Here is a 12,206-nt window from a genome sequence, read left to right as displayed (position 1 = left end):
CCGCGTTCATTATTATTTCTGGTTATCGTAAACTATGGGGCATTATTCGTCATTTGTTACCGTGAAATATCTCATTTACTTGATGTAAAAATGCGAGTACATTCGTTGACTCGCTTCAAAATATACAGGCAAGCTTTCAATTCCAGCTTTTGCGCGCAGGAAAATATGTTGGGTGTGTGAAATGGGTATCAGACTTCTGATGTGATGTTTACTAAACTTAGATAGTGTGTAATGAGTCTATATTTGGCGGTGAGATACATGGATAGGTTGAAACACAGTGGATTCTATAAACTTAAATTCTTCATAACGCCAGAAGAATTTAAAAGTGTTTTGAAACTCTTTGAGCAGAAACAATAAAATTTACTTTACTTTTACTATGCAGACACCTGTACTGCTCGAACGTGTACAGGCTGAGCCGGTATCCAGAGGAGGAAGTGAGACATGAATTATCGGTAATCAAAAGAGATCGGGGTGCCTAATACTAGACACCCCGAATCCCTGATTAATTCTGGACAACAATTTTACTGCTGTGCGCTATACATGAATTTTTTTCATAATGCTTCCGGGTAAAGGAACACATCAAGCTTTATAGGACTATTATGCTGGCTAAAGTATTCGACGTGATACGTTCCAGGGAGAAGCGTTATATATTTTTCTCTAAATCTCCCGTTGCCTGGAAAGTCGAAGGGTCCTCTGCTCCCACGAAAGTCGTTTTCATTGATTAAATCGTACGCTACATTACTAATGGTACTGCCATCAAGAGAGTATTGCGAAACTTGTAATCTATATTGTGTAGGGGCAGTAATTGTGATTTTCGCATCGTCTCTCCTAATCCACCGTCCTCTTACTACATAATCATCCTTAATCGAGATTATATCGGATGCCGCAAGCTGCACTTGGTTTAGCCCTGCTACTCGCTGATCATTACCTGTAGTTTGTGCATTAGCAGTAGAAGCATCGAGTGGAGAAGCTACAATCCCGGCTGTAAGCGAAAGAGCCAGCAAGCCATTAACAACCAACTTTTTCAATACCAAACACTACCTTATAATGTAATATATTTCCTTTTTATATTAGCATGCATCTCTTGTGTTGTAAATGATTTTTTCTGTAATTTCATTAGCTACTGAAGATTTAAATAATTTTGACGGAGGTGCAAAGGATGAGCCAGCATAACTTACTCCTAGGATACCGCAAGGCGAAGAAGGACCTCATATCTTTGTACAACAATACGGTAGACAAAGAAGATCGCTCGCTGATTTCGGATATATTAGCGACTGCGAATTTGTTAAGCAGGGCTTGAGACTGGCCGCATGCCGGGGAACCGAAGGGGTATTGAGCGGCGTTCAGTATACCAGCGAACAAAGGTATGGGACCCTTCCTGGATGGAGCAATTGATTTCCAAGCCGGCGGGGCCGGATCGGGAGCTGACCGAAGACGAACGCTTCAAACTTAACGATGCGATGTGCAATCTGTCCGAACAGGAAAGACAATGCTTTGTACTGCATGTAGCCTTCCGGTTCTCAATGAGGCAGATTGCCGAGGAGTTGGATTTAACTTCCCTCCGAAAGAAGTCTCCCACTTCTAAATCTTGCGAAGCTTGATGAAAGTGGGAGATGAATTTCGGTAGGCGAAGCCTAAAAAGTCTTTTTTATTGCCACATTTTTTATGATGAGATATAATCAGTCTTAGATAAAAGAAAGTCTGTTATATCAATGAGATTAGACAACAATAATCATTCGGTAATATATCTGTATTATCATCTTGTTTTGGTGGTAAAATATCGTAGAAAAGTGATGGATGATACCCTATCTGACTATGTGTAAGAAATGTTTGTTCGATTAGGTGAAAACTATAATATATCGTTAGTCGAATGGAATCATGAGTTGGACCATGTGCATATTTTGTTCAAAGCATACCCGAACACCGAATTGTCAAAATTCTTCATCAATGCTTATAAAAGTGCAAGCTCCGAAAATCAGGGGATGAAGTGAGTTGATTCGACATAGCAAACAAGGCCTATAAGTTCCGTTTGTACCCAACGCTTCAACAAGAACAACGGCTTGCAAAAACCTTCGGTTGCGTTCGTTTTGTTTACAACAAAATGTTGGCTGAACGAAAGGAAACCTACGAGCAATTCAAGGATGATCAAGCTGCATTGAAGAAACAAAAGTTGCCTACACCTGCAAAATACAAGAGTGAGCATCCTTGGCTAAAGGAAGTAGATAGCCTTGCGTTAGCAAACGCTCAGCTCCATCTGCAAAAGGCATACCAAAACTTCTTTTCCAGACGTGCCGAATTTCCGAAGTTCAAAAGTCGCAAAGCAAGGCAGTCCTATACAACGAACGTGGTCAACGGAAACATCATGCTCTTGGATGGCTATATCAAATTACCGAAACTGAAACTTGTAAAAATGAAGCGGCATCGAGAAATTCCGTCACATCAGATCATCAAGTCTTGTACGGTTTCTCGAACAAAAACAGGAAAATACTATATTTCGATCCTTACCGAATACGAACATCAACCTGTACCAAAAGAAGTACAAGCTGTTGTTGGCTTGGATTTTTCCATGAACGGCTTATTTGTTGATAGTGAAGAGGGGAAGACAGCCAATTCCCCTCATTTCTATCGTCGAGCCTTGGAAAAATTAGCGAAGGAACAGCGTATTCTATCACGCAGAAAGAAAGGTTCTAATCGTTGGCATAAGCAGCGATTGAACATTGCAAAACTGCACGAAAGAATAGCAAATCAAAGAAAAGACTTTCTACATAAGGAATCACACAGATTAGCGAAACGGTATGATTGCGTAGTTATCGAAGATCTCAACATGAAGGGAATGTCACAAGCCCTTAATTTCGGCAAAAGCGTTGCCGATAATGCATGGGGCATGTTCACAACATTTCTCCAATACAAGTTAGAGGAGCAAGGGAAAAGGCTTATCAAAATAGATAAGTGGTTTCCCTCATCCAAAACATGTTCAAGTTGCGGTCAAGTGAAGGAGTCCCTACCTCTTTCTGAGCGTACATTCCACTGCGATTGTGGTTTTGTAGCAGATCGAGACTGGAATGCTTCGATTAATATCAAGCGTGAAGGATTGCGATTGTTAGCATAATCATATATAGAGCATGGAACAGGCTCGATAGCTAAGTAAATTTCGTACCGTTAGGTACGATTACCTTAGAAGCCCCCACCTCTAAGCAAAGCGTAGGTGGCGGGTAGTTCACAGAAAGGAACGGTTCATATAGAAACCGCTCGACGAAAAATAGAAGAAGCAAAAATGAGCAGCTTATTCCTCTTTGTGGGGTAACTTGCTTTTCTTTGTCGTACAAGAGCCACGATATAGTGAGAACTTATATCAGAGGCGATCAAGTTGAAAAATAAATATGAGATCCGAGGAGATATAACAGCCATATTTATAAAGTGGAAAGGAGCCCGTGCATAGGTAGTAGTGAAGGGAGATAATTATTGTAGACCAATGGTAACATTTGGGGCTTGGTAGTTATGATTCGGGTGGATTATGTTATGTCGAAATGTTAATAGAAAAGATAGGAACAGAGAACCTATTGGATTTAATAACAAAATAGTAAAATAAAGGTGAAATAAATATCTGGGAGGGGTATTTTATGAAACGGATAGGCAAACTACTTCTCTGCGCAGTCTTCACATTTTCGTTAGCATCAGGAGTTGCTTCTGCAGCAGAGTCAAACGTAAAGCAAACTGTACAGAGCCAGGATCAAAGTGTAAATGTTGAATGGATCAACCTCAAGGTGGGAGAAGAATCACATATTGGTATTAGACCCGTAGTAGACCGTTTGTTTGAAACTGAAATCGTATCAGGCACATCGGTTAAAATAAAAACCTTTCCTTGGATGAAGAGCATGATCAAAGTTTACGCTGTTGCAGTTTCTGAAGGTGAGACTGTTGTGAGGGTTAAACATAAATTTTCGGGAACCGTGACCGAAAAACATTTTATTGTATCCCGATAATGTTTAACTCACGGCATTAAGTTTCTGCTACTTGCGTACTTGTATTTTTGAGAAGAGCGGCGACGGATGTCGGCGCTCTTTTGTTGCACGCCCGGCGATGAACCAAAGTTACTGATGATTGACCACATCAACAATGATACCTTAGATAATCGTCGCTGCAACCTGCGACTTGTTACTAATTCACAAAACGGGGAAAATCGCAGAGGTCCGGCAAGGGGAAGTTGCTCTAAGGTTCTTGGAGTCCATTGGAACAAACAGCGGGGAATGTGGCAGACGAGAATTACTATAGAAGGTAAGCGAATATTTCTTGGGCATTATTCAGATATCGACTCTGCAGCTGATGCCATTCATAAGGTAAAAAGAAAAAAATCTTAATTTTTCCCTTACGTATGCCACTATATTGTGAGAATAAAAAAATGAAGCCCAGGAATGCTTTCCCACAAGGCCTAGGTCAATAGTAATATATTTGGTAGAATAAAACAATATTTTGGCAGGAAAAACCTCTCTTTTGTCGAATGATGGTATATAAGTAAAATCATTCGTGAAAAGGTGGTATGCATGGCTAGACGTAAGAGCAAACGAATGCAGGAAGAAGAGTTTTTACAGGGATTTATCGGATTAGCGGGCATAGGCTCGTTTTTCGTGACCTATTACTTTACCAAGTCACTTAGTCTTTCAACAACAGTTGCAATCAGCATCATAGCCATTGTAATCATTGTAATGGTAGTGAACCATAATAAAAAAGTCGAGCGGCTAAAGAAATCAGGCATTGCTGATATTGATAAGATGGATGGAGTGCAATTTGAGAAGTATCTTGGACATCTTTTCAGGTCTCAAGGATATGATGTTACGGTCACAAAAGCTACTGGAGATTATGGGGCCGATCTGATCATCAAAAAGAATGTAAGAAAGATAGTAATCCAGGCAAAGAGATATTCGAAAAACGTTGGGATTAAAGCGGTACAAGAAGCCCAGGCTTCCATTGCGCATTATGGGGCTTCTGAAGCGTGGGTTGTAAGTAACAGCGACTACACCGAAGCAGCGTGTGAGCTGGCCAAATCAAATCAGGTGAGGCTTATCAATAGGGAGAGCCTCATTGAAATGATCCTTCAGATGAATCCAAATGCTGCTCCTACGCCCAAACAGGTCATCGAACAACTGAGTACAGACAATATGATATGTTCTCGGTGTGGAAACAAAATGGTTCTCAGAAAGGGTCCCAAAGGTGAGTTCTACGGGTGCAGTAGTTTCCCAAAGTGTAGAAATACCAGTGCAGTATAACACTCATCCAACTGGTTGTGACCTCAGCAATCGAAGTAAGGATAGGATCGAGGGCGCCGACCGCACTTCAAGGCGATTGAGATGATGATGCATTGGCCCGATTGCTTGTCGAGCTAAAAGTCGGCGGAGTAGACATCTCGCTTTCAGGATTTGATATCGAGGAGATTGATTCCTTGATACAGGATTTCGGGATGGCTGAAGCAATCGATGTCGATCCACCCGTGATAGAAAATGACTTCGACGTGCAGCGCGCACTGGATGAGATCCAAGAGCCTGAGGCACACCGTGGGGATGTGTGGCAGCGACGATGCAACTGACCGGGACGATGTCCTGTGGCTCCTGAATGGCGCGGAGTCCGCTCTTGTGGTGACTGACCCGCCCTACAATTCGGCGAGGCTGGCCGCTGACAGGCGGGGGAAGATCATGAACGATGATATGCCAGCTGGCTCCGCTCTTGGTGAACCGCCGTGCGATGGACGAAAAACATGTGCAGGGATAACGAACGATATTGCTTCCGGGGCGAGGGGCTTTGGAGTGATTATCTCATGGAGAAGAGTGTCGAACTTTTGTCGGCAGCTTCTCTTTTTTTGCTTTTGTTGTATGCAGACATACTATGGGGGTGCCGAGACCTTGGGAGGAGGTGAATAAGTCTTTTCCCTAAGGGGCAAAGGAAACGTGCTGAAATATATACCTGAGTACGAAAAATGCGCCGACGAAAAATATCGCAAGAACCAGCATACAGATGATAAGTATTTTTTCGATCAGACGATACTTTTTCAAAATAACCACCTCTGGGAGCACTGTATCATTAAAATCTAAATTCTAAAAGGACTAACTTTGTTTAGTACCCCATATTTACCTAGAAAAATCTATCCAGCCTTCCCCGTTCAGGATCAAATAAAAGCGGTTGAAGCCGTCCGTGCTTAGCAGCCTCCGCCAATTCGGGGAAACCCTGTCGCAGTAGCTGGCGATAATAAGCTCCAACTGCAGCGTTTTGAAATAATTTTGAATGATCTCGTTCCGGTTTCCGCCCATGTTGACATTCCCCTTTCCTGTCTAAATATACTATTAAATGGGAATTTAGGATATTTCATGAAAAAGTCACAGATGCACATACTGCAAGGAGCCGGTTTTCGGTACGATGGGGGTAGCCTGGCAATAGAGGCAGCGTAGGCAAAACGATGATGAACCTACGAATAAAGGAAGGAAAGGAGGGGGTCCCGGCAAACATGAAGCCGTCGGAGTCGTCCGGCGGAATTTACGGTTGCAAACAAACATGGGAAAGGAGTAGATCAAGTGAACAACGCGAAGCAAGTGTGGCGCAGAACCGTATCATTGCTGCTCGCCTCTCTGTTATTTGCGTTTCAATGGGCAGGCAGCCGACAGCAGGACAGCGGCGGCCAAAGAAACCGTTGTACAATGGATTTTCAAGGATAAAGGAACCGACGGCGTATTCCCGGCAACAGGCGGGGTATACAAGACGTCGTCGACGGTTCGGGACGTAGGCACGAACACGGATCAATACACCTATGATTCCCAAGAGCGAAGTATCCGTAATCAAGGGTGGAACGACGGAACGGGCAAAAAGTATTGGCTGGCCACGTTATCCACCAAGGGCTTCGAGAACTTGACGCTATCGTCCCAGCAGACGTCATCCAGCACGGGCCCGCGGGATTTCAAGGTACAATTCAGTACGGACCAGACGAACTGGACCGACCTTCACGGGGGCAATCTGGTGCTGGAGAAGACGAACTTCAACTGCAAAAACAACAGCTGCAAGCTGATTGACGCTCCGCTCCCGAGCCAAGCCGACGACAACAGCCTGCTGTACATCCGCTGGGTCGTGAATTCGACGAAGAGTGTGAGCGGGGGGACCGTATCCAGTTCCGGCTCCAGCCGGATCAAGGATGTGATCGTCAAGGGCGACCGGAAAACGGGCGGCACGACTCCGACCTTAGGTGTGCAGCAGGCTCCCGCCAATGGAGCGAGCGACGTTGCGCCGAACGCGGCCGTCTCCGTCAAATTCAACAAAGCGATTGCTTTGAACAGCGGCCCGGGCATAAGCATCGTCGATCAGAGCAACATCTCCTTGGACAATTTGTCCGTTGGCGTTGTCAGCAGCGATACGCTAGCGATTAACCACCCGGATTTTGCCGAGGGCAAAGCATATACGGTTACCGTTCCGAAGGAGCTTGTCCGGGGAGCCGCAGACCATGTGCCTCTTACGAGTCCGATCGTCTGGAGCTTTACAACGAGAGGTGCTTCTGCGGCGGGTGCGCCGACTTTGTTGAATATGACCTTTAACGGGGATACGAAAACCAGCATCTCGTTTGACTGGTATACCGGGACGGACGTCACGGGGACCGTTGTTCAGGTCGTCGAGGCTTCCAAAGCTCCGGGAGGAAGCTTCACCGAACAGGAGGCGATGACCTTCACCGGAACGACGGAAATCGTGAAGACGCTGATGAAAAGCAGCGACCGAGGCTCGAATAAAACGACTTCGTTCGCGAACCACAAGGTGACGACGAATAACCTGAAGCCGGGCACGAAATACAAGTACCGAGCAGGCAGCGGAAGGGCGGACAGCTGGAGTCCGGTCGGCTCCTTCACGACCGACCATGCGAACAATCTATTTATACGACGGACACGCAAGGCTCCAGCAAAGGAAACTTTGAGCTGTGGCAGGATACGTTCCGCAGAGCGATCGATCATATCGGCGACCCGAAATTTATGCTGCTCACAGGCGATCTGGTCGATGACGGGGATTTGGAGCAGCAGTGGCAGTGGTTTTTGGGCATCCCGCAGAAAGAATTTGCGAACGTTCCTTTCGCCCCGGTCGTCGGCAACCATGAGATCGAGGATCACCCGAACAACAACTTCTACTATCATTTCAACCTGCCCAAAAGCGTCGGCACCAGCACCGAATACGGCACAGTGTATTCCTTCGAATACGGCGATGCGCTCTTCATGCAGATCAATACGCAGTACGAAGGCGAAGTCGATCCGTACAAGGCCGATGCGGGCTTTAAAGCGCAAGTGGACTGGTTGCGCAGCCAAGTGGCGAAGACGGACAAGAAGTGGAAAATCGTCGCAATGCACAAGGGAGCGTATTCCTCCGGGGATAACGGGGATGCGGAATCGGAACGCGTGGAATTTTACCGCAAATATTTGATTCCGGTCTTCGACGAATTAGGCATCGATATGGTGCTGGAAGGCCACGATCACCTGTATATGAGATCGCATCAGATGCTGGCCAACAAGGCGATCAAAGACGGTGTCGTAGACGGGCAGGGCAATGTGGTGAACCCGAAGGGCTCGGTGTATTTGATGGGCAATTCGGCGGCCGCCAAGTTTTACAAGATCAATCCGAACATCAAGGACTTTTTCTCCGTGAAAAACGCCCAGCCGAACAAAAAAATGTTCGTGGACGTTCAAGTCACGGACAGTACCCTGAAGTTCACCTCGTATACCGCCGCCAAAAACGAACCGCTGGCCGTTTACGACCAATACAGCATCAAGCGGACGGACGGCAAACCTGCCAAAGTAGAGAATGCCAAGGCCGAGCTGAAAAACCGCAGCGCCGTCATTTCCTGGAACGCCCCGGCGTCCACGTCCGAACCGGTCAGAGGCTACCGGATTTACGAAAAGAACGACAAAGCCGGCACGAACTGGAGCGTATACATTCCGGCGGTCAAAGGGCAGAGCGCATACCAATACACCGTCAATAACGCGGACCCGGCCAAAACGTACGACTTCGTCATCAAAGCGATCGGCGGAAGATCGAATTCCGACCCGGTGGAGGTAAGTACGGCAGCGAATCCGTGAGCTCAAAATCGCAGCCTTTGCTTGCCACAATCGTCTCCGGGTACGAGCTACAAAAAAGTGCTGCCCGACAGTAGAGCGGCGTAGCGATATACGATGGAAGGCCGATCTTTTAGTAGAGGTGTACCGCAGTGAAATGACCGCATTCCGTGTCGGATATGCGGTTTTTTTGCTTGGAGAAAAGGGATATGGCGGAGCCGTCGCGAATGGATAAGAGGCCTTCTGTTTTGAATCATACACGCACATTCGTAGAGGACGAAACAGCTTCTTTTATGGACGCTGAACGCCATCGGCATTCCGCTTATGAATAAATATAAATTTTGAGATAGAATCAGGAGAAGGAGGGATTTCGATGGACAACGCCCAGCCGGTAGCCTTGGTCACAGGCGCGTCCAGCGGCTTCGGCTTGTTAACGTCGGTCGCGCTTGCGCGCGCTGGCTATAGAACCGTTGCGACGATGCGCAATCCGGACAAATGCGAAGCGCTTCAGGAGCATGCGGAGCGCAGCGGAGTGCAGGAGCTGATCGACATCATGCCTCTGGATGTTACCGATCATGAGGCGATCGGGCAAACCGTCGGTTCGATTGTCAAAACGTACGGCCGGATCGACGTGCTCGTGAATAACGCCGGTTTTGCCGTCGGCGGTTATGTAGAGGATGTGCCGATGGAGCAGTGGAGACAGCAGCTGGAGACGAACGTTTTCGGAGTGATCGCAGCGACCCAGGCCGTGCTTCCGCATATGCGGGAGCGGAGGTCCGGGTGCATCGTCAACGTCAGCAGCGTCAGCGGCCGCATCGGCTTTCCCGGCTATGCGCCTTACGGCACGTCCAAGTTCGCCGTGGAAGGTTTCAGCGAGTCGTTAAGGCTCGAAATGAAGCCCTTCGGCGTTCACGTCGTGCTCATCGAACCGGGCGCCTACAAGACGGACATTTGGCAAAAAGGCTTCGCCTCCATATGCACCTCCGAAGCTTCGCCTTACCGGCATTTGCTTGAGAAGGTGCTGCGATACTCGAAGCAAGCTGCCGCTACCGCCCCGGACGCGGCGGAGGTTGCGGACACCATCGTCCGCGTCGTCCGCTCGAAGCATCCCAAGCTGCGTTATCCGCTCGGCAGAGGGGCTAAACTGAGCCTGGGAAGCAAGGGGCTGCTCCCTTGGCGGTGGTACGAATCGATTGTGCTGCGCCTGCTCAACAAATGAAGACTTAGAGGGAGGTGCCGTTCAGGCATCTCTTTTTTAATGAGCCGAATTCACAATAAGCGCAGAAGCCGCTATAATTAGGAGATACTTTTGCATCGCAGGGAAGGGAAGCGAGTACATGTTTGTGCGTAGGGAAAGCTTGGGTCAGTACATTCGGCTTTTTCCGGTAACATCGGCTATCATTTTGATTCAATTACTGGTGATGGCGGCAATGGAGTGGTACGGATCGTCCTCAGACGGCGAAACGCTGCTCCGGTTCGGCGCCATGTTCGGTATTCCAGGCTTCGAGCCGGAACCGTGGCGTTATGTGACGGCCATCTTCGTGCATATCGGGTTCCAGCATCTGCTTTTTAACAGCTTCGCCTTGTACGTGTTCGCGGCTCCGCTTGAGCGCATGCTCGGCTCCTTTCGCTACGCAGCGTTTTATCTTGCAAGCGGAATTGTAGGGAATGTGGCCAGCGCTTGGCTGCACTCGGGCAACTATATCGGAGCGGGGGCGTCGGGCGCGATCTACGGCGTGTATGCCGCTTACCTGTACTTATCGGTATTCCGCCGCGATCTGATCGATTACCAGACGAAACAAACGGTAAGGACCATCGTGATCGTCGGCTTCGTTTATTCCTTTTTCGTCCGGAATGTCGACATTTACGCTCATGCCGGGGGCTTCGTCGGCGGGTTGGCCGTATCGGCACTGATGACCTTATTCGTCAAGCGAAGACGGCGTAGGGAAAGCTGGGACGAGCCCGGAGCGGAGTAATGCAACGGACGCGCGTTAAAACGGTGCTTGAAGACGATGGGAAGAGCAACAGCGGAAGCGGAGAGCATTTAAGTGTGTCGAAAAAGATCGATGCTCCCCGGGATTGCAGGGGAAGTCTATTATGGCAAACGAAAAGGGGCTGCCTCTTCAAGTAAATTCCACTTGAAAGACGCAGTCCCCGAACCGAGCTACTTTAGTTACGATCTAGTTTTGACGGCTAATCCGCTGAAAGAAATCGGACCAACAACGTCGGCTCTTGTATTTGCGGTTTGATTTTCCGCGGTCACGATATAAACATGATTGCCTGATCTTACGTTCTGGTCTATCGCTTGGAAAGTAACGGCATAGTTTTGTTCGGAGCCTGCGGATTCAATGCCTTGTTTCGTATTAAAGATTTCTCTTCCGTCGCGGAAAATTCTAAACAGGATTTGAGCGATGCCGGTAATCCCTCGGACACCGACCGTTGCTACCAGTTCAACCCGGTTTGGACGAGCATTTACAGGAATTCTTATGCTAATGGTAGCCAATCGAACTTTTCTAGGCGATCGAGGGATGGTAAAAGATCTGGACAAATTGAAGGTTTGAAGTGGTTCAACCGCGGCCTTATCAAGAATGCGAACCAAATGATCATCTCCCTTAGATTGACATTGTGGAATGGATAGTTCAAGTTATGTAGGAAACCTATGGGGTGTTTGGGTAAATTGGAAAATGATATAAAAATGGGTGCAGCGAGTTCGCGGAAGGGATAGCGGGGAGAGGCGGGCTTAGTCGGGCAAAAAGGTCTTCCGTTTGGGTGTTTAACTTCCCTCCGAAATTCATCTCCCACTTCTAAATCTTGCGAAGCTTGATAGAAGTGGGAGATGAATTTCGGTAGGCGAAGCCTAAAGTCTTTTTTATTGCCACATTTTCTATGATGAGATATAATCAGTCTTATATTAAAAGAAAGGCTGTTGTATCAATGAAATTAGATAGCAATAATCATTCGGTGTTCTCTCTGTATTATCATCTTGTTTTGGTTGTGAAATATCGTAGAAAAAGTGATGGATGATACCCTATCTGACTATGTGAAAGCAGGCCTGTTGATTAACCAAATTATGTAATCTAAACAACCCTCTGGGGGTTATGTGTCTGCACAATATATTGAATCTTTATAAGCCATTCAGCA

At 47.1% G+C, this 12,206-nt stretch carries 15 protein-coding genes and 3 pseudogenes; 14 read left to right on the top strand and 4 right to left on the bottom strand.

Features of this window, described 5'->3' with window-relative positions; all coding sequences use genetic code 11:
- A partial coding sequence (locus tag BLO51_RS29990) for a hypothetical protein (protein ID WP_217266807.1) occupies positions 1-180 on the top strand: 180 nt, incomplete at its 5' end.
- A 371-nt stretch (positions 181-551) separates the two neighbouring features.
- On the opposite strand, the gene BLO51_RS27620 is transcribed toward BLO51_RS29990, so the two are convergent.
- Positions 552-1,028 (bottom strand): hypothetical protein, encoded by a 477-nt coding sequence (locus BLO51_RS27620; RefSeq protein ID WP_090677234.1) that lies wholly within the window; start codon positions 1,026-1,028, stop codon positions 552-554.
- Between the two features lie 354 nt (positions 1,029-1,382).
- Between BLO51_RS27620 and BLO51_RS27615 the strand changes: the two genes are divergently transcribed.
- The 7 genes and pseudogenes from BLO51_RS27615 to BLO51_RS27585 all read left to right on the top strand — a co-directional run bounded on the left by BLO51_RS27615 (position 1,383) and on the right by BLO51_RS27585 (position 5,581).
- On the top strand, positions 1,383-1,601 hold the full coding sequence (locus BLO51_RS27615; protein ID WP_167670361.1) for a sigma factor-like helix-turn-helix DNA-binding protein: 219 nt from the start codon (positions 1,383-1,385) through the stop codon (positions 1,599-1,601).
- A 111-nt stretch (positions 1,602-1,712) separates the two neighbouring features.
- Positions 1,713-1,970 (top strand): annotated as a pseudogene (gene tnpA / locus BLO51_RS27610) (IS200/IS605 family transposase); the annotation flags it as partial.
- Between the two features lie 32 nt (positions 1,971-2,002).
- A complete protein-coding gene (locus BLO51_RS27605) occupies positions 2,003-3,109 on the top strand; it encodes an RNA-guided endonuclease TnpB family protein (protein WP_090677231.1) in 1,107 nt (368 codons plus the stop codon).
- Positions 3,110-3,620: 511 nt separating this feature from the next.
- A complete protein-coding gene (locus BLO51_RS27600; RefSeq protein ID WP_090677227.1) occupies positions 3,621-3,983 on the top strand; it encodes a hypothetical protein in 363 nt (120 codons plus the stop codon).
- A 66-nt stretch (positions 3,984-4,049) separates the two neighbouring features.
- Complete coding sequence (locus tag BLO51_RS31330; RefSeq protein WP_090677221.1) at positions 4,050-4,358, top strand: HNH endonuclease; 309 nt, start codon at positions 4,050-4,052, stop codon at positions 4,356-4,358.
- A gap of 207 nt (positions 4,359-4,565) precedes the next feature.
- Positions 4,566-5,264, top strand: a complete 699-nt coding sequence (locus BLO51_RS27590; protein WP_245719859.1) for a restriction endonuclease — start codon at positions 4,566-4,568, stop codon at positions 5,262-5,264.
- Positions 5,265-5,356: 92 nt separating this feature from the next.
- Positions 5,357-5,581 (top strand): hypothetical protein, encoded by a 225-nt coding sequence (locus BLO51_RS27585; protein WP_090677212.1) that lies wholly within the window; start codon positions 5,357-5,359, stop codon positions 5,579-5,581.
- 538 nt (positions 5,582-6,119) lie between these two features.
- On the opposite strand, the gene BLO51_RS27580 is transcribed toward BLO51_RS27585, so the two are convergent.
- Entirely contained in the window at positions 6,120-6,299 is a 180-nt protein-coding gene (locus tag BLO51_RS27580; RefSeq protein WP_090677207.1) for a hypothetical protein, read from the bottom strand.
- Between the two features lie 261 nt (positions 6,300-6,560).
- Here BLO51_RS27580 and BLO51_RS30665 point away from each other — a divergent pair, with 261 nt between their 5' ends.
- Positions 6,561-6,701 (top strand): hypothetical protein, encoded by a 141-nt coding sequence (locus BLO51_RS30665; protein WP_245719863.1) that lies wholly within the window; start codon positions 6,561-6,563, stop codon positions 6,699-6,701.
- Positions 6,702-6,983: 282 nt separating this feature from the next.
- Here BLO51_RS30665 and BLO51_RS30660 read toward each other — a convergent pair whose 3' ends face one another.
- Entirely contained in the window at positions 6,984-7,331 is a 348-nt protein-coding gene (locus tag BLO51_RS30660; RefSeq protein ID WP_245719862.1) for a hypothetical protein, read from the bottom strand.
- On the opposite strand from BLO51_RS30660, the pseudogene BLO51_RS30655 reads away from it, so the two are divergent.
- The 4 genes and pseudogenes from BLO51_RS30655 to BLO51_RS27565 all read left to right on the top strand — a co-directional run.
- Positions 7,225-7,818 (top strand): annotated as a pseudogene (locus BLO51_RS30655) (Ig-like domain-containing protein); the annotation flags it as partial. The gene BLO51_RS30660 and the pseudogene BLO51_RS30655 overlap by 107 nt on opposite strands.
- Positions 7,815-9,089 carry a metallophosphoesterase gene (locus BLO51_RS30650; RefSeq protein ID WP_342672495.1) on the top strand — a complete coding sequence of 425 codons (1,275 nt, stop codon included), beginning with the start codon at positions 7,815-7,817 and terminating at the stop codon, positions 9,087-9,089. The pseudogene BLO51_RS30655 and the gene BLO51_RS30650, both read left to right, overlap by 4 nt.
- A 349-nt stretch (positions 9,090-9,438) precedes the next feature.
- Complete coding sequence (locus BLO51_RS27570) at positions 9,439-10,284, top strand: oxidoreductase (RefSeq protein ID WP_090677204.1); 846 nt, start codon at positions 9,439-9,441, stop codon at positions 10,282-10,284.
- A 184-nt stretch (positions 10,285-10,468) separates the two neighbouring features.
- Positions 10,469-11,041 (top strand): rhomboid family intramembrane serine protease, encoded by a 573-nt coding sequence (locus BLO51_RS27565; protein WP_342672493.1) that lies wholly within the window; start codon positions 10,469-10,471, stop codon positions 11,039-11,041.
- A gap of 197 nt (positions 11,042-11,238) precedes the next feature.
- Here the strand turns inward: BLO51_RS27565 and BLO51_RS27560 are convergent, their stop codons facing one another.
- Complete coding sequence (locus BLO51_RS27560; protein WP_090677196.1) at positions 11,239-11,664, bottom strand: exosporium protein C; 426 nt, start codon at positions 11,662-11,664, stop codon at positions 11,239-11,241.
- A 335-nt stretch (positions 11,665-11,999) separates the two neighbouring features.
- Between BLO51_RS27560 and BLO51_RS27555 the strand changes: the two are divergent.
- A pseudogene (locus BLO51_RS27555) lies at positions 12,000-12,111 on the top strand (transposase); the annotation flags it as partial.
- Between the last annotated feature and the right edge of the window lie 95 nt (positions 12,112-12,206).

Source organism: Paenibacillus tianmuensis, from assembly GCF_900100345.1.
GTDB lineage: Bacteria > Bacillota > Bacilli > Paenibacillales > NBRC-103111 > Paenibacillus_G > Paenibacillus_G tianmuensis.
This window is presented reverse-complemented; position numbering and strand designations above follow the sequence as displayed.